17 protein-coding genes are annotated in these 16,350 nt (G+C 40.0%); 10 read left to right on the forward strand and 7 right to left on the reverse strand.

All coding sequences use genetic code 11. The annotated features are described in order from the left end of the window. Positions 1-23 precede the first annotated feature (23 nt). Together AC2IOM_RS17075 and AC2IOM_RS17080 are read right to left on the reverse strand one after the other, a co-directional pair. Entirely contained in the window at positions 24-959 is a 936-nt protein-coding gene (locus tag AC2IOM_RS17075; RefSeq protein ID WP_486360562.1) for a sodium-dependent bicarbonate transport family permease, read from the reverse strand. Positions 960-962: 3 nt separating this feature from the next. Further along, the gene (locus tag AC2IOM_RS17080; RefSeq protein ID WP_138631336.1) at positions 963-1,181 is read right to left on the reverse strand and encodes a hypothetical protein; all 219 of its coding nucleotides are present in this window, start codon (positions 1,179-1,181) and stop codon (positions 963-965) included. Positions 1,182-1,305: 124 nt separating this feature from the next. Here AC2IOM_RS17080 and AC2IOM_RS17085 point away from each other — a divergent pair, with 124 nt between their 5' ends. The 3 genes from AC2IOM_RS17085 to AC2IOM_RS17095 all read left to right on the forward strand — a co-directional run bounded on the left by AC2IOM_RS17085 (position 1,306) and on the right by AC2IOM_RS17095 (position 3,648). Then, the gene (locus AC2IOM_RS17085) at positions 1,306-2,241 is read left to right on the forward strand and encodes a LysR family transcriptional regulator (RefSeq protein WP_486360563.1); all 936 of its coding nucleotides are present in this window, start codon (positions 1,306-1,308) and stop codon (positions 2,239-2,241) included. Between the two features lie 272 nt (positions 2,242-2,513). After that, on the forward strand, positions 2,514-3,008 hold the full coding sequence (locus tag AC2IOM_RS17090; protein WP_486360564.1) for a hypothetical protein: 495 nt from the start codon (positions 2,514-2,516) through the stop codon (positions 3,006-3,008). A 31-nt stretch (positions 3,009-3,039) separates the two neighbouring features. Next, positions 3,040-3,648: a superoxide dismutase gene (locus AC2IOM_RS17095; RefSeq protein ID WP_486360565.1), complete on the forward strand. Its 609-nt coding sequence runs from the start codon at positions 3,040-3,042 to the stop codon at positions 3,646-3,648. Between the two features lie 50 nt (positions 3,649-3,698). Here AC2IOM_RS17095 and AC2IOM_RS17100 read toward each other — a convergent pair whose 3' ends face one another. Continuing rightward, a complete protein-coding gene (locus AC2IOM_RS17100; protein ID WP_486360566.1) occupies positions 3,699-5,654 on the reverse strand; it encodes a hypothetical protein in 1,956 nt (651 codons plus the stop codon). Between the two features lie 200 nt (positions 5,655-5,854). On the opposite strand from AC2IOM_RS17100, the gene AC2IOM_RS17105 reads away from it, so the two are divergent. The 4 genes from AC2IOM_RS17105 to AC2IOM_RS17120 all read left to right on the forward strand — a co-directional run bounded on the left by AC2IOM_RS17105 (position 5,855) and on the right by AC2IOM_RS17120 (position 9,002). Further along, positions 5,855-6,901 (forward strand): ChaN family lipoprotein, encoded by a 1,047-nt coding sequence (locus tag AC2IOM_RS17105; RefSeq protein ID WP_486360567.1) that lies wholly within the window; start codon positions 5,855-5,857, stop codon positions 6,899-6,901. Positions 6,902-7,043: 142 nt separating this feature from the next. Further along, positions 7,044-7,532: a hypothetical protein gene (locus AC2IOM_RS17110; protein ID WP_486360568.1), complete on the forward strand. Its 489-nt coding sequence runs from the start codon at positions 7,044-7,046 to the stop codon at positions 7,530-7,532. Between the two features lie 63 nt (positions 7,533-7,595). Next, on the forward strand, positions 7,596-7,898 hold the full coding sequence (locus AC2IOM_RS17115; protein WP_010558769.1) for a hypothetical protein: 303 nt from the start codon (positions 7,596-7,598) through the stop codon (positions 7,896-7,898). Between the two features lie 54 nt (positions 7,899-7,952). After that, positions 7,953-9,002: a hypothetical protein gene (locus AC2IOM_RS17120; protein WP_486360569.1), complete on the forward strand. Its 1,050-nt coding sequence runs from the start codon at positions 7,953-7,955 to the stop codon at positions 9,000-9,002. Between the two features lie 45 nt (positions 9,003-9,047). Here the strand turns inward: AC2IOM_RS17120 and AC2IOM_RS17125 are convergent, their stop codons facing one another. Beyond that, entirely contained in the window at positions 9,048-9,656 is a 609-nt protein-coding gene (locus tag AC2IOM_RS17125) for a glutathione S-transferase family protein (RefSeq protein WP_486360570.1), read from the reverse strand. Positions 9,657-9,762: 106 nt separating this feature from the next. On the opposite strand from AC2IOM_RS17125, the gene AC2IOM_RS17130 reads away from it, so the two are divergent. Together AC2IOM_RS17130 and AC2IOM_RS17135 are read left to right on the forward strand one after the other, a co-directional pair. Continuing rightward, positions 9,763-10,647, forward strand: coding sequence for a LysR family transcriptional regulator (locus AC2IOM_RS17130; RefSeq protein ID WP_486360571.1), 885 nt, complete (start codon positions 9,763-9,765; stop codon positions 10,645-10,647). Positions 10,648-11,058: 411 nt separating this feature from the next. Continuing rightward, complete coding sequence (locus AC2IOM_RS17135; protein WP_486360572.1) at positions 11,059-13,476, forward strand: TonB-dependent receptor; 2,418 nt, start codon at positions 11,059-11,061, stop codon at positions 13,474-13,476. 109 nt (positions 13,477-13,585) lie between these two features. On the opposite strand, the gene AC2IOM_RS17140 is transcribed toward AC2IOM_RS17135, so the two are convergent. Next, on the reverse strand, positions 13,586-14,479 hold the full coding sequence (locus AC2IOM_RS17140) for a LysR family transcriptional regulator (protein ID WP_486360573.1): 894 nt from the start codon (positions 14,477-14,479) through the stop codon (positions 13,586-13,588). A 109-nt stretch (positions 14,480-14,588) separates the two neighbouring features. Between AC2IOM_RS17140 and AC2IOM_RS17145 the strand changes: the two genes are divergently transcribed. Next, positions 14,589-15,224, forward strand: a complete 636-nt coding sequence (locus AC2IOM_RS17145; protein WP_486360574.1) for an NAD(P)-dependent oxidoreductase — start codon at positions 14,589-14,591, stop codon at positions 15,222-15,224. Between the two features lie 144 nt (positions 15,225-15,368). Here AC2IOM_RS17145 and AC2IOM_RS17150 read toward each other — a convergent pair whose 3' ends face one another. Together AC2IOM_RS17150 and AC2IOM_RS17155 are read right to left on the reverse strand one after the other, a co-directional pair. Continuing rightward, positions 15,369-15,662, reverse strand: coding sequence for a hypothetical protein (locus tag AC2IOM_RS17150; protein WP_105172607.1), 294 nt, complete (start codon positions 15,660-15,662; stop codon positions 15,369-15,371). A 69-nt stretch (positions 15,663-15,731) separates the two neighbouring features. After that, a complete protein-coding gene (locus AC2IOM_RS17155; RefSeq protein ID WP_486360575.1) occupies positions 15,732-16,340 on the reverse strand; it encodes a glutathione S-transferase family protein in 609 nt (202 codons plus the stop codon). Positions 16,341-16,350 lie beyond the last annotated feature (10 nt).

Consider the following 16,350-nt stretch of genomic DNA (forward strand, 5'->3'; position numbering starts at 1 on the left):
TTTTTATTTAATGACTATCACGATTATTTTGCCGCAAGATATTCTGCAAACGTGATAAAAAATGGCACACCAATCAGTACGTTAAATGGAAAGGTAATACCTAAAGATGCGGTAATCGACATACCAGCATTAGCTTCTGGCAGGCTTTGTTTCATTGCAGCAGGCACCGCAATGTAAGACGCACTTGCGCCTAGCACCGCCATTAATGCAATACCACCGCTACTTAGGCCAAGCATTAACCCAAGCCCTGTGCCCGCAAGACCACCAATCATTGGCATCAGTACAGCAAAGCTAATTAAGAACACACTGTTCTTTTTAACCGATACAAGCTGTTTGCCTGCGATTAGCCCCATTTTGAATAAAAACAGCGCAAGAATGCCCGAAAAAAGCTCAATAAAGAAAGGCGATAATTTAGCAACACTTTCACCACCCAAATAACCAATAATTAAGCTCCCAAGCATCAGCAGAATGCTTTGGTTCGCCACAAGCTCTTTTTTAACAAATTCACCGTTGATGATTTTCAAGCTGCCTTTTGCTAATACTAAGCCTACAACGATCGCTGGCATTTCTAATAGGACGACAAACAGCGGGAAGTATGCCTCATACGAAACATTGTTCGCTTCAAGAATAGCTATTGCAACAGCATACGTGGCCACACTCACCGAGCCATAATGTGCGGCAATTGCCCCAGCATTAATTTTATCGAGCTGTCCGAAGTAGCGTAAAAGTGGGTATGCGATTAACGGTAAAACAAGGCCAAAAGCAACGACGGCCAGTGACATTGTAAGTAATGCGGGATCGATGTATTTTTGCAATGCAAGGCCCCCTTTTAAGCCAATCGCAATCATCAAAAACATGCTTAGCGACTTATACAGCCCATCAGGAAATCCTATTTTGGCACCTAATAATTGACTAACGATACCCAGAATAAAAAAAGCGACAACGGCATCAATAATCATGGTTTATTTTTCTCCCACACGTTGCATATAGTGCTCTGCGGCAGGTCGAGACAAGCCTAGCTTGTTGCGTGCGACTAACTGTGAATAAAGTGAAAAGCTAAACAATAACGCTGCAACAATAACAAATGCCAACTGAGGCTGACCAATTTGACTGCTCAGCGCGTAAAACGCCAGCAGCATTGCACAGGTAACGAGAGACAATATAAAACTTCGGTTCTTCATTTTACTTTCCCATCCATTAAATTAAGCGACAGAAAAAAGTTTACACACCGTTTTGATTAGATAAAAATAGATATTAACTATCTTTGAATTAGATTTTTGTCTAATTTAATATTTTGGAATGAGTATGGCATCACGATTACACGCGCACATTGGCACCTTTCGTCAACTTGAAATTTTATTAGCCGTATTTGAAGGTGGCAGCATTAAAGCTGCAGCAGAATCATTATTTTTGACCCAGCCTACGGTCTCTATGCAACTTAAAAAGTTAAGTGAAGCCATTGGCTTACCGCTTTATCAACAAGTAGGACGGCAACTTAAATTCACCGATGCGGGATTGGCAACCGTGGCAACAAGTCGGCAAATAATGCAGCAATGCGAGGCGCTTGATATGCATTTATCTAACTTGCGAGGACTTAAGTCGGGTACGCTTCGTATCGCCTGTGCCACAACAGCAAAATACTTTATTCCTCACTTATTAGGCCCGTTTTGTAAGCGTTATCCAGGAATTAACATTCAATTTACCGTTGCTAACAGGCAACAAGTCATTGAGCGATTTGAACAAGGGGTAGATGACTTTTATGTATTTAGTTACGTGCCACAAGAGCTTGATCTTGAAGTTATTGAGTTTATGTCGAACGACCTTGTGGCAATAGCCAATGCGGACCACCCGTTTGCAAAACGTAAGCAAGTTTCATTAGCAGAGTTTTCAGCGGAAAGTTTTATTATTCGTGAAGAAGGCTCAGGTACACGCTACGTCACCGAACAATTTTTCAAAGCAAACAATATAAAGCCTAATGTCAGAATGACTATTGCCAGTAATGAAGCCATTATTCACTCTGTACTCTCAGGCATGGGCGTAGCCATTTTATCAGCTCATACATTGGCATTTGGCGACAGCTATAATGTAAAAGTGATTAACGTATCCTCCTTACCTATTCAATCCAAGTGGTCTTTCTCTTGGGCCAAATCGCAACAGCTTTCACCCATTGCCAAAGTGTTTTTAGATTACGTAGAAACCGAAGGTAAAGCAATGATGACAAAAGCTATTCGTTTGCAGTAACACGCTAACCTAAGCAAACACTGCAATACACTTTTTAAAGCATGCTGCTCCATAGTTACCAGCACCAATATGGAGCAAGTGCTAACGTTACGTGAGACATTGTGCAAACCACCAAATCTCACGCTACTATGCGTTCAAAACACATGAAAGTCCGACAATTAACGCCTTATGCTGCCAATCTAGCCATTACATCCCCTAGCTAAAATCAAATTACCGCTTGAAATAATTCAAATATTAATGATAATGGTTTTTATTTAAATTAACTATTTGAGATGCCCGATACTAAAACCTGTATTCATAACGTGATGCAAATTTGGCAACAGCATGTATCAAAAGGTAACCAAGCTTTCGATAGCTGCCAGTTTTCTTACGCTAACCTCTTTTATGCCGATTGTTTAACTGCGTTAGAACAAGTAGAGGCGGAAATCGAATCTGATTCACCTCCGCCAGACGCTTGGATTGTGGATCAGTATATACCCGCTGTGGTGGTGTCGTATTTAAACTTGGTAGATTCCAATATCGCACAGCAAAATATAAACAACGCCTGCGATCTGTTAGTTGAAGGCTACAAAAGCGTATGCAAATGCGCCGCACATATTTTTACATCAACCCAATCTTCGCATCAGCTCCTCGTATTAAAGCATCTCTCACAACTAAAACACCATTGCTTCGTTTTACTAAAACAATATGGCGACGATGCGAATATCGTCAGCAAGTTAACTACCATCATGAACACAATCAGTGCTCAAAACAACACGATTCACTAGCGAGTAACGCTAAATTATAAAGGAAAAAAATATGGCAATTACACTACCGAACCTCGAATATGCATATGACGCATTAGAGCCGCACATTGACGCAAAAACGATGGAAATACATCACACTTTGCATCACCAAACTTATGTGAATAAAGCTAACGAAGCGCTAGCTGATTCTGAGTTTGAACAAAAAAGTGATGAATGGCTACTAGCTAATATTGCTGCATTACCACACTCATTACAGGGGGCAGTTAGAGATCATGTAGGTGGTCATCATAATCACAGCTTATTTTGGCAAGTGATGTCACCCACTGGTGGTGAGCTTCATAAGGGGACGCTCGAAAATGCCATTACTGCAACATTTGGCTCATTTGATGCGTTTCATGATCTGTTTGTTAAAGCAGCATTAACTCGCTTTGGTAGTGGTTGGGCATGGCTTGTTGTAAACGCAAATGGCGAACTAGCAGTGACAAGCTCTGCAAACCAAGATAGCCCGCTAATGAATAACGAAACACCAATTTTAGGTTTAGATGTGTGGGAGCACGCCTATTACTTAAAATACCAAAACCGCCGTCCAGAATACATTAGCGCATTTTTCAATGTAATAAACTGGCAAGAAGTAGAGCGCCGCTATTTAGCTTTAATCTAATCTCGATAAAAAGGCTTACCACATGGTAAGCCTTTTGCTCTGTTAATGGGTTAATGAACGGAAAGCTCTTTTGTCCCTGACACTACGTCATTTGAACCTTTAACTTTGTATTCATAGTTGATTGTGATTGTATTTTTACTCTCTGAAGTATCATCATAAAAATGATAACCCACATCATTTAAAGAAACACTGTAATATTCACCTTGTTCTAATGATGTATGTAACTGGTAGTAACTTGAATAATTACTCTCAACATTTTCATTTTTTGCAAGTGAAGCAATAAATCGTTTTCCAACTTTAATTTCCCCATTTTCTACTACAGAATATCGAGAAAATTCGTCACTCTGATTACTATTTTTTACAGATTTTATTACTGTGATATCAAGATAATCTAATGATGAAATACTCAGAGGAAGGTACAGGGCAGGCGTGTTTGAGTTATAGCTACTATCGTCAATCACCCCTGCAGTATTCTTTTCAATACTACGTAGACCCAACGTAAAGCCGTTATTGTTATCAACTTTAATGTCATCAATATTGAATACTAAATTTGAATTTATGAATTCAAACTCATTTGTGAACTGCTTTGAATAAACATTGCCTGTGTCTACTGATCTGAGGTTATTAACTTCATAGCGATATTCACCAGTTGATAGCTCTGCATTCGGAGTTACAGTTAAAAAGCTATTGTTGTACTCCAGTTTTAAGCTGACGCTACGATCAACACTTTTTCTTTCAATAAGCGTTGTTCCGGCTGGCACCATATCATTGTCACTGTCATTACCTCTGGTTACTACGATGACATTTTTTTGCGTAAACTTAATCGAGTCTTCTGACAATTCAACAGGATGTGATAAAAATAAATTTAATGAATTATTTTCGCTATTTATGTAATTACTCAACGCCCTGAAGTAATAATTAGAGTCAGAGTTTGAATCGTTTTCTTTAAGCATCACGACAAGATTTAATTCACCTTGGTCATCTAGCACATATTCTCTACTTTGATTTAGTACATTATCAAAAGAAACATATGCCTTTTCATCATTCGGGTTTATTTTTGCGAAGCCAGTGTTGTAACTCACGCCATTGAATTCAATTTCAGCTATATTCACTTTAATCGCCGCGGATCCTTTGTAAACAAAGCTGTAAGCTTGCTTTTGCTGATCAAAGATCAGTGCTTGCGGTAATTTGAATTCACTAGAAATAAATACAGCATCATTATTTTCAATAAGCTCACCTTGCTTACTGAGAAGAGTAATATTAACGGGGAATTCTTGGTTATAGACAGTTTTCTTTGCATATACAACATCCGCATTCAGCAATCTACTCGAGTGGATTCGGCTGCCAAAGTCATCGTAACCAAAGTAATAGTCATCTATACCGTCATTATCTATATCACCATCAAATTCAACATCATAACCAGTACCTTGAGGCACTAGTAACGTATAGTTTCCAGTTTGTGTATCATAAGTAGCATTTACTCTGTTAGTAAAACCTTGTGTCTGATAGCCATTTGAGAGGTATGAAATAACAGGGTAACCAATTTTTACATCTTTTATCACGCTATTTGCACTATCTAAGATAGTGAAGCTAGCAGTGGTTGCTCTATACAAATGTTGCGAGCCTAAGTTTTGAACACTGTTTTGACCTTGACTAACCGTACTGGTTTTAAAATAAAAAACGCGTTTCAAGTAAGTATTATCTGGCGATGTAACTTCAACCAAAACGTCGCTATTTCCAGGTAAATTATCTATTACAACCTGTCCGTTTGAGATTGTAAGGCTATCAGACCAATCAACACCAACTTGGTAGCGCACTTGAGTACCACTTATTGGTTCATTTGTTGTTGGATCAATTAAATCCAGTACAGCTTGAACACTTGCGGGTGTTAACTCAGCTTGTTCAACAACAATAGTCTCTTTTGAATCACTATCTTCGACTTTTAAGCAGCCAGATAATGGTAATGCGGCAGTTACGGCCAATACTATCGCTGATTTCTTAAACATTTTATTCCTTAATCCTTGTCTAAAATCAGACGAATCCTATCAAAAAACACCTTATTTTTACAGGATAATCATTGAGTTAATTTACGTTACATAGAATGAAAACATCACTAAAAACCAAATAGAAATAATTCTCACTACGAGTTAAGATATATGTTTCATCCCAGAAGCTAGATTTTAATAAAATATTTAAGGATTTCCGTTTGAATAACAAACAAAAAATCATCATTTTGCTGATTTCGCTACTTGTCGGCGCATGTAAATCTATCAAAGTTTCACAAACCAATTCGAACTTAACTCCCATGAAAAACAACAACCAATGGCACTTAGCTATACCGCTAACAAACTTGTATGACTATCAACTGATCGATGTGCGTTCAGGGCAACCTAAGACTGTTGATTTAGCAAAAGGCGTTGGCGGGTTGAGCGATTATGACGTGATATTTATTGGTGAAAATCATCGCCATCCAGGTAACCATTTAGCACAGGCAAACATTTATCAAGCGCTACTGAAAGCTAACCCTAAAATCATCCTTTCGTTAGAACAATTTGAGCGAGATACGCAAACATACCTAAATGCGTATTTAAATGATGAAATTGGTGAATGGTCATTACGCCACTTTGGCCGTGCATGGGATAATTACCAAAGCAGTTATCGCCCCCTTGTTGAAATGGCAAAAACACATGGTTTACCTGTTATTGCCGCAAACGCACCGAAAGATACCGTGGTATGTACCGGAAGACACGGCTTAGAGATACTTGACAACTTACCAGAAAAACGAAAACACCAAGTGGCACAGTCGTTTTTTACGCCAACCGAGGGCGCTTACTTTAACAAGTTTACTGCCAATATGGGACACAGCCAGGAAACAATTAAACCAAGTGCGTTAAATCGCTATTTTGCCCAAGTAGTTCGTGACGATACCATGGCTGAATCAATCCATAATGCATTAGAAAATCACCCAAATCATAAACTAGTGCACTTAAATGGTCATTTTCACTCTGCATCACATCTCGGTACCGTTGAACGGGTAATGCTGCGAAAAAAGCGAAAAGTCGCGGTGATCCAACCTGTTTTAGTAGATAACCCAAGCGCTCCCTCATTTTCAGTTGATGATATGAACAAAGGCGATTACCTACTGTTAATTCACCCATTGCCAGAACAAGTTAAAACCAAAGAAAACCGAAGTATTTGGATGCAAACCGTATTCAAACGCTCCGAGCAAGACTGTACTTTTGGCACTAAATAAACTTAATCTAAGCTGTTAGATAAAACGTACAAGTTTGGGGTAATGAGTGTGTAGCGTAAATACGTTGCAGGCACACTGATTACTTAGATTTCAGTTTAAGTTATTACGCCACGTTTAAATAAAGCAGGATTTAAAGCATATTATGAGATTTCTAAACATTTTCGCTGTTTTTTCGCTACTTTTAACCTCATGGGTTAGTGTTGCCGAAACTGCAAAGCCGACATTAACCGTGGGACAAACACTCTCGTTACCCGAGCTTAATGACCAATTTGATAAAAAACAGGCACTTTTACCTAGTACGAATTGGCTGGTATTCAGTCACGATATGGATAGTAGCAAGCTTGTTAAAGCGGCATTTGAGAATAAAAAAAATGATGATTTATTGGCTGCAAATGTTCAATACTACGCCGATATTAGCGCCATGCCATCACTTATAAGCCGCTTTATTGCTATTCCTAAAATGAAGAAGCTCGCTTATTCGGTAATTATGGATAAAGAGGGCAACGTACTAAATACTATTCCCAAAAAAGATGATCACGTTACTGTGTTAAAACTCAATAACGGCAACATAACGCAAGTAAATATAGTGGACACTAGCAAGGCATTAAAAGCCCTTATAAAGTCCTTTTAATTTATTTACATATGGCTTAACATTGAACGGTAATGATTATCAATTGCAATTTAATATTAAGCCATGTTAAACGAATTCGTTACTCGCTCGTGCCCATGCTGCAACAAACCGCTTAAGCTAAGTGACCGCCTTGCATTATTAAATCGCGAGCCACTCAACTGTAAGTATTGCGCTAAACCGCTTAAACCAAATGTAAACATCACTTTGTTTAACGTATTTTGGCTAAGTATGAGCATTTCATGGCTAATTAAAAATACCACCAGCTTAAATTATTTATACGCTCTCGCGGCGGCGCTATTTACCGTCAGCGTGTTTCTGCCAGCGCTCGATCTGCTCTTTACACTCGAACCAGATGAATCAGACTAAATCAACAAACGCCTATTCAAAATCTTACGTTCCCCTATTTTCTCAAGGATTATCATGAAGTACTTTACTATTGTATTAATTGCTGTCTGCTTAGCTGCATGCGACTACTTACCGAAAAATGCGACGCTAAATCTATCACCAGAGCAAATTAGTCAATTACAAACACAGTTACAGCCAAGCAAACAGGTTGTCGTCGATGCACTCTCAACCCATCAATTTGTAGCACTTGGCGATGCCCATTACTACCCTGGTTTTATGCTGGCAATAAGTGACATTATTACCTCACCAAAAATTGTATCGCAGCAGCCAATTATTGTGCTGGAGTTTGGCAATCAAAATTATCAAGACTATATAAATCAGTATATTAAAGGTGATGCTGTTGATGAGTCACAGCTAAAACACGTACTGCGCGAAACCCTCTATTTCACCGCATGGCTTGGCGACGGGTATAAGGAGTTATTGCAATCAATCAGGGCCATAAACCAAACATTGCCCGATGACAAAAAGCTAACAGTACTGTTGGCAGAAAAACACTTTAACTGGGAAAATGCAACCGCCGAGTCGTGGCAGCGTGCTGCATCGAGCAAAGTAGATGGCTTTTACGATACACTCAAACCGTTTATTCAGTCTAACCAAAAAGCGATTTTAGTGTTTGGCGGTTTTCACTTATTAAAAGCAGCGCATCCAGAAACGGTTAATCAGCACGATTTATCGCTGGTTTCCCGCATCGAGATGGCTAAACCTAACTCAGTATTTACTGTGTGGCCTGTTATTCAAAACGTGCTATATGACGTGTTGCCTAATACAAACACGGCAAAAATTATTAAACTAGACGATAACTCCGTTCTCGCCAATATCCCATTTCGCGACATAATGCCAAAAGCGCGACCTATGCTTAGTAAAATAAACAGTAAAGATGCGACACTTCAATCACTTGCCGATGCCTTGTTGTATGTTGGTCACACTAAACGCGATATGACGTTTTCAAAAGATGTGATGAGCGATGAAAAATGGATAACAGAAATGAAAAAGCGTGTCGCGATTATCGGTGGCAAACTCGAAACCCGCTTTAATTCGTTACTTACCGATAATCACATCAAGTAACGAATTACACCGTACTAAACATCTGTTGTTAGTACGGTGGTTAACTTAAATATTTTGTAAGGTTTCTGATTGCGGGAAAGTCGTTTGTAATCGCTGTTTATAAACCTTAAATTCAGGGAAACGTGTAAACAGCTCAAAACTTAACACCTGCCCCCAGCCTAAGACCACTGCAAAATATAAATCCGCAAGGGTTGGTTTTTCGCCCGCTAAATAAGGCGATTGAGCTAATCGGTCTGACACAAAATTAAGTAACTTAACAATCTCTTCTTCAGTATTTTGTTTAACCGAATCATGATCCGTTGACACTTTTTCCGGATGAAATATTTTAGTGAAATGGCCATGCAAACTACTGGCAACCAAATTTAACCACTTTAACGCTTCCATGCCATCAACACTTGCTAAATCAGGCATTAGGTGTGCATTTTTATGCTTTTGCGACAAATAAATTAAAATTGCTTCGCCCTGCGTAAAGGTGTGGCTGCCATCTACCAATACTGGCAATTTACCAAGTGGATTAACAGCCAAAAAATCGGCGTTGTGCTGCGCGCCTTCAAAGAGATCCACCACCACAGTTTTATGTTCCACATCAATCACTTCTAGCGCCATCTTTACCGCCGAAGAGCATGAAATTTGAAAATGATAAAGGGTATACATAATTAGCATCCTGTCTAAAGTTAAATTAATTACACACTCACTTTACGCCACTTAAGCGATAAAAAAATTAGTGATTTACGCATTTTTATTGTGCAATAATGCACAGATGAACTTAGATGATGATTACCAATACATAGTTGCACTTTATCAGTCGGGTACCTTATCGGGCGCTGCCAAGCAACTTAAGGTTAACCACACAACCGTTGCACGGCGTATTCAAGCATTTGAAAATCGCTTTAAGGTTAGGCTGTTTGAACGTGTGCCAAAAGGTTACCAGCTGACGGAAACCGGCGAAGCGGTGTTACCTGATATCACGCTGCTAAAAGAGCAACAGCGCAATATTGAACGCAAATTATTCGGTCAAGATCAGCTGCTAAGTGGCGAGGTAAATATAGCCTTAACACCTGAACTAGCAAACGATTTTGTGGTACCCGCACTTAACGAGTTCAATTCACTTTATCCTAATATTCAAACCAACTTACTAATTGGTTCAATGCACAAAGACTTACGTGCAAGAGAGGCCGATATTGCACTGCGATTCACCCCAGCACCGAGCCAAGACGACCTCATTGGCAGAAAGCTGTTTTCATCAAATTGGGGCGTCTATGCAAGTAATGATTATTTAAGTACCTCACGCGCACAGCATCGCGTGTTATTGTGGGAATTAGAATTTGAAGCCGATTGGCATAGCAAATACTTACCAAGTAGCAATGTAATCGCACGATTTGATCAACTCGGCCCGCTTGTTACCGCGACTAAAAATGGCTTAGGTATGGCAAAATTACCCTGTGGTTTAGTCGATTCACAACCACATTCAAATCTTTACCGCTTAGATATACCGGTAAAACCCTCAATTTGGAGTTTATGGTTGCTGTATCATTCTGATTTAAAAACAGCAGCAAAAGTAACCGCAACCAAAGACTTTTTATACCAGCATCTATCGCAATTTTCACACTACTTTTCGGGCGAAAATTCACGCTATTGGAAATAAATTAACTCACCTTACGGTAGTACAAAAAAGCCGCAACTAATTGCGGCTTTTAGTGTTATATAACGGTTTAAATTACACCCTAATTTGTTTGACCCACAAATTTAATGTTATCAATCCAAACCGCATCATCTGACTCCGCAACCGATGAATCTTTGGTATAACGCCATTCATTCTTTTTCAGAAAAATACACGTGTTTATTATTTGTATAGTTCGCATTAAGTGGGCGTGGATATAACTGCACTTATCCAAAACATCGTCTCATCGGCTTATACAGCTCATAAATAGCGCTAATTTGTTAATAACGTTAACTGTAACTTTTATTAATGTTAAATGTCACATTGCCTGATTGAATATAGAAAATGATTACAGTTATCATTTGCACCTTAGTTATAAATACAATTATCTAAACAATGAAATCATTTAATCTCTCGCTTATTGCACTGTCATGTGCAGCACTTTTACCAACTTCAATGGCTTTTGCTAATAACCAAGCAATAGCTAAAAACAACGACGATATTGAAGTTGTCAGTGTTTATGGCCGCCAAAATAAAGTGGTACTAAACTCGGGTCTTGCTACTAAATCGAATATGTCGTTAATGGAAACCCCAGCAGCCGTAGTAGTGGTTGACAGTGAATTACTTAACTCGCAACTTATCGATAATTTACAAGATGCTATCAGAAACATCAGTGGTGTAACCCAAGCTGGTAACAACTATGGCATTGGCGACAATTTAGTGATCCGTGGCCTTGGTGCTAACTACACATACGACGGCATGTATGGTGGCGCAGGCCTTGGCAACACCTTTAACCCTACCCGTTCAATGACCAATGTTGAGTCAATCGAAGTACTAAAAGGCCCTGCAACCGGTTTATACGGTATGGGCAGCGCTGGCGGTGTTATTAACCTAATTGAGAAAAAACCAGAGTTTGAAGCCTCTCACACCATGACTGCCGATTTAGGCCAGTGGAATACCTATGCGCTTGAACTTGATTCAACGGCAGCAATCACCGACGACCTCGCTTACCGTGTTTTGGTTAAATCAGCGCGCAGCGATGGTTATCGCGATTTAAACAGCGACCGCGACGAAGCCTACCTCAGCTTCAAATACGTATTTAGCGACAGCCACGATATAATGCTTTCGACTGCCTATATTAAAGATGGCATTGCAGTTGATTCAATCGGTCACCCTATTCGTATTTATAATGCCGAATCGGTCGGCGGTAAAGGCGCGGGCGACGTAAGCTGGACTGACTTAGTAAACGACCCTAACGGGGTTGGTATTCAGCTTAGCGATGCACAAAGACAACAATTAGCAGAGTCACTTGCTGCCAATGATGGCCTAACGCCTTACACCTTTGGTCATAACGGCATCATTTCTCCAATGGCAAAAGACAATGAAGGTGAAGAGTTTCGTGTAAAGCTAACACACAATATTAACTTCACTGATAACCTCTACTTTAACCAGCAATTACAATACCGCGACTATGATTCAGGGTTTGTTCGCCAAACGGGTGCCTATAACTATGTGTATTGGAACCGCCGCGGCACTATAAATGCCGATCCGCGCGCTCCACTAGTCGTTGACGGCGAGCTTTTCCCATTTGCTGCAAGACGCCAAGAGTACCGAAAAGTAACTGCAAATGAGCAATCGTTACAATATTTTGCTGATTTACGTTACGATTTTTCAATTGGTGATATCGACAACGAATTATTAGTTAATGCGAATTATGAAGATCGCGACATTCGCTTTCAGCAATATTCAATCTATGATGCTGATCAGGTATTTAAAGACGAAGATGGCAATATTACGTATCGTGGACAACTACCATATTTATTAGATATTCGTACACCTAATTGGGGGGTTGGTAGCTTCGAAGATTATGATCCGCTTAAAACCGCTAACTACAACAAGGAAGTCAGTGCTTGGGGTTTAGGTATTCAACATGTAGGTTATTTTGACTTTGGGTTAACCACGCGTATTGGTGTGGCGTTTAACGAAATTACTCAGCGTTATGAGCACTTTGGTGTAGATGCGCGTTACCGCGCAAGTGCTGCAGAGGCAACACCAGAGCAAGATACCTCTGATAGTGGTATCACTTACAATTTAGGTGCAACCTACCTTGTAAATGACGACTTGTCGATATTTGTAAACCACGCTAAAGGCAGAACCGCCTACAGTGTGCTTGGCACTATCTACGGCAACGAAAGTGACCGTGAAGATTCGGAATCAATCAGTAATGATATTGGTGTGCGTTACAAAGCACTCGATGATCAACTGGTCGCATCATTAGTGGTATTTGAATCTAGCCGCACTAATTTACGCTACAGCAACCCAGATTTTGACAAAGGTGTTTCAGCACCGGATGTACCTCGCTACTTCTATGATGGTAAAGAAGAAACAAACGGTATAGAACTTGATTTAAACGCTTATTTAAATGAGCAGTGGAAACTAAATATCAATGCGGTGTATCAAGATGCCCGTAATAACGATGATGAGCGACAAAAAGGTGTGCCGTATGTTACCGCGGGTGCTTGGTTAACTCATTCAAGTTATGTCTTTACCAATGAAAGCCCGATTGAATTCAGCCTAGGCGGCATCTATGTTGATGAGCGCAGTACAAATTCAAAATACTTTGGTATTCCTGACGGTTATGTACCAAGTTATACCGTGTTTGACGCGGGTATTGCTTACCAAGCTGAGAATTGGGGTGTACAACTTAAGTTAAATAACTTATTCGACAAAGTATATTACGAAAAAGCCATGTTCTTAGGTGGTATGCCTGGCAAAGAGCGTAATGCCCAATTGCGCTTTAACTACCGCTTCTAAAACTGTGGTCTCGGGTGAAGTTAACACATATACGGCTAACGTAAATTAATTTAGCCAAACCTGAGATCATAACCATTTTCATACCCAAGGGATCTGAACATTCAGATCCCTACTTGTTTGGCAAAATATCCTGCTGCCAAGAATCCGATACAAAATCGATAAATGCGCGTACAAGCGGAGATTGATAACTTCGTGATAGATACACGGCCCACAACTGACTCGCTTCAAGTGAATACTCAGTTAAAATAGGCACAAGCTGTTGTTGCTGTATGTAACTGCGAGCAATATCAAACGGCAACCATGCTATTCCGGCACTATTTATCGCCGCGTGCACAATCGTGGTTACATCATTACACACGAGTGGCCCAGACACCTTCACTTCAACACGTGTATTGTCATTAAAAAAGCGCCATTGGTTGTGATTTAAATGCACCAAACAAGGGTGATCTGTTAATTCATCCGGTGTTAAAAGCGCACCATTTTTAGCCAAATAACTTGGCGAAGCACAAACACATGCGCCAATTTTCAGAAGTGGTCGTGCAATCAAACTTTCATCTGGTGTATTTGTATACCTAAGCGCAATATCAATACGCTGTTCGACTAGATTTGAAAAGCTATCGCTGGCGTGAATATCGACCTTAACTCGCGGGTGTTGTGCAATAAACTGGCTAACTGCATCTACTAACATAGTTTGTGCAAAACCAATTGGACTCGAAATTCGAACGGTTCCTGACAACTCTGTTTTATTTGCAATACTTTCAGCCACCAGCGCACTGGTTTCATTCAATATTCTCTCAAAACGGATTAATGCGCGCTCGCCTTGTTGAGTCAAACTTACTTTACGGGTTGTTCTGTGCAGTAAACGCTGTTCTAACCATTGTTCCAGCTCTTGAACATGACGCGACACTTGCAAGCGACTGAGTTCCAGGCGCTCAGCTGCTTTAGTAAAGCTTGCCAAGTGTGCAACTTCAACAAAGCTTTTAATTGCATTGATACGATCCATAATTAGTAACTTTAATTGATACAATCTATTTCAATTTAACCTGATTATTTCATGATAGTTTTCTTCTAATCTAGACACAACGAAATCAAACACATTGTGAGGAAATAATATGAAACTCGTTGTTTTAGGTGCATCAGGTTGGATTGGTAGCCATATTGTTGCAGAAGCAAAATCAAGAGGACACCAAGTTACTGCACTGGTACGAAACCCCAAAAACTATGACGTGACCGATGTTAACGTTAAACCATTCGACTTAACCGATAACAGCTCCCTTTCAGATGTAATTACGGACGAAAGCGTATTTGTTGCAGCCATAGGTGGCCGTGCGTTGGGAAATCACAACATAGTGGCAGACACCGCAAGGCGATTACTGAGCGAATTGCCACATACCGCGATTGAGCGACTGGTTTGGGTGGGCGGTGCAGGTTCATTAACCGTTGCACCAAATGTAAAACTGGTTGATACGCCTGAGTTTCCCGCAGAATACAAAGATGAAGCGATTGCTCAAGGCGAGGCATTAACGGTATTTCAGCAAACACAAAGCCCATTAAACTGGACATTTATATGCCCTGCCGCTGAAATATTCCCTGGCGATAAACAGCAAAATTATCGCGTGACAGACGACCAACTATTAGTTGACGAACAAGGCCAGAGCCGTATTTCTGTCGCTGACTATGCCGTTGCGTTTGTTGATGAGCTAGAAAAAGCAAAATACCTGAATCAGCGAATTGGTGTGGCTTACTAAACAAAGTTCACTCATTGGGTTACACCTATTTGATGTATAACGCCGCGTCTAAATAAATAGCCCAAGTTCTGGTTAAGTAAAAGTCTTGTCGCGTATTAGTGCAACAAGGCTTTTTGTATCAAAAGGTTTAAGCTTTGGTTCTGGCTAAAAAAAGCCATTTTCAAAATCCATCGCATGGTCTAAATCATCAGGAAAATAGAATAGCCAACCTTGCGTTTGCTTTTCTACCAGCAACATATTAAGTAATTTAATGCTTAGGCTGTGAGCTTGTAATTGATCAACCCCGAAGGAAAACTTTTCAAATTTGAAGGCGTTGATTGTTACTTTACAGCGAAAATCGCCACCGGGTTCTGGATCAGGTTCAGGTAACCCTATTTCAATGGTTAAGTCTAAAAAATCCCCTTTAGGACTTTTTGCAACATAGTGACTGCTAATCATAAACGTTATTATCAATAAAAAAACGCGACTAGTGTAAATCATGGCCGCGTGTTTTTGTATCGATAATCGTTAGCCAAATGAACGGGCTTTTTGATATGCATCTCGGCTGTGTACATTTGCCAAATAGCGGGTAATGTTATCGCGGTTTTCAAGCAAGTTTAAATTAGCCGCAAACTCTAACGTGATTGTCATCATAATATCTGCGGCGGTAAACTCGTTACCAGCAAAATAGGTTTGCGTCGCAAGTACGGCATCAATATAACCTAAATCTAGGTTAATCTCTTTTGCAATATAGCCATCCATTGGGTTAGTGCCATCACGTTTTTCCATTCGCATTAGCAAGGTCGCAATAATTGGCAAGCCTAACGAGCCTTCGGCAAAATGCGACCATTCAAGATACTGGTAATAACTTTTTGTACCTTTTTCTGGGCGCAAACGCTGTTTGTCATCTTGGTCGAGAATGTACTCCATAATGGCGCTTGATTCGCAAATTACGACATCGTCGTGTTCAATGATTGGCGCTTTATTTAGCGGATGAATTTCACCCAAACTAGCGGGGGCTAATCGCGTTGTCTCATCACGTTTATGGTGTTCAATTTGGTATGGCATTCCCAATTCTTCAAGTAACCACAATACGCGTGTTGAGCGTGATTGATTAAGATGATGTACTTTAATCATAAGCAACTCC

The sequence above is a fragment of the Pseudoalteromonas sp. NS-SX12 genome, assembly GCF_057367955.1.

What these genes read in the sequence shown, in the direction of transcription:
- AC2IOM_RS17150 (WP_105172607.1), bottom strand. Translation starts at nt 15,662, where the DNA reads ATGATTAGCAGTCACTATGTTGCAAAAAGTCCTAAAGGGGATTTTTTA.
- AC2IOM_RS17110 (WP_486360568.1), top strand. Translation starts at nt 7,044, where the DNA reads ATGAGATTTCTAAACATTTTCGCTGTTTTTTCGCTACTTTTAACCTCA.
- AC2IOM_RS17090 (WP_486360564.1), top strand. Translation starts at nt 2,514, where the DNA reads ATGCCCGATACTAAAACCTGTATTCATAACGTGATGCAAATTTGGCAA.
- AC2IOM_RS17085 (WP_486360563.1), top strand. Translation starts at nt 1,306, where the DNA reads ATGGCATCACGATTACACGCGCACATTGGCACCTTTCGTCAACTTGAA.
- AC2IOM_RS17120 (WP_486360569.1), top strand. Translation starts at nt 7,953, where the DNA reads ATGAAGTACTTTACTATTGTATTAATTGCTGTCTGCTTAGCTGCATGC.
- AC2IOM_RS17075 (WP_486360562.1), bottom strand. Translation starts at nt 959, where the DNA reads ATGATTATTGATGCCGTTGTCGCTTTTTTTATTCTGGGTATCGTTAGT.
- AC2IOM_RS17155 (WP_486360575.1), bottom strand. Translation starts at nt 16,340, where the DNA reads ATGATTAAAGTACATCATCTTAATCAATCACGCTCAACACGCGTATTG.
- AC2IOM_RS17140 (WP_486360573.1), bottom strand. Translation starts at nt 14,479, where the DNA reads ATGGATCGTATCAATGCAATTAAAAGCTTTGTTGAAGTTGCACACTTG.
- AC2IOM_RS17100 (WP_486360566.1), bottom strand. Translation starts at nt 5,654, where the DNA reads ATGTTTAAGAAATCAGCGATAGTATTGGCCGTAACTGCCGCATTACCA.
- AC2IOM_RS17135 (WP_486360572.1), top strand. Translation starts at nt 11,059, where the DNA reads ATGAAATCATTTAATCTCTCGCTTATTGCACTGTCATGTGCAGCACTT.
- AC2IOM_RS17125 (WP_486360570.1), bottom strand. Translation starts at nt 9,656, where the DNA reads ATGTATACCCTTTATCATTTTCAAATTTCATGCTCTTCGGCGGTAAAG.
- AC2IOM_RS17115 (WP_010558769.1), top strand. Translation starts at nt 7,596, where the DNA reads ATGTTAAACGAATTCGTTACTCGCTCGTGCCCATGCTGCAACAAACCG.
- AC2IOM_RS17130 (WP_486360571.1), top strand. Translation starts at nt 9,763, where the DNA reads ATGAACTTAGATGATGATTACCAATACATAGTTGCACTTTATCAGTCG.
- AC2IOM_RS17095 (WP_486360565.1), top strand. Translation starts at nt 3,040, where the DNA reads ATGGCAATTACACTACCGAACCTCGAATATGCATATGACGCATTAGAG.
- AC2IOM_RS17080 (WP_138631336.1), bottom strand. Translation starts at nt 1,181, where the DNA reads ATGAAGAACCGAAGTTTTATATTGTCTCTCGTTACCTGTGCAATGCTG.
- AC2IOM_RS17145 (WP_486360574.1), top strand. Translation starts at nt 14,589, where the DNA reads ATGAAACTCGTTGTTTTAGGTGCATCAGGTTGGATTGGTAGCCATATT.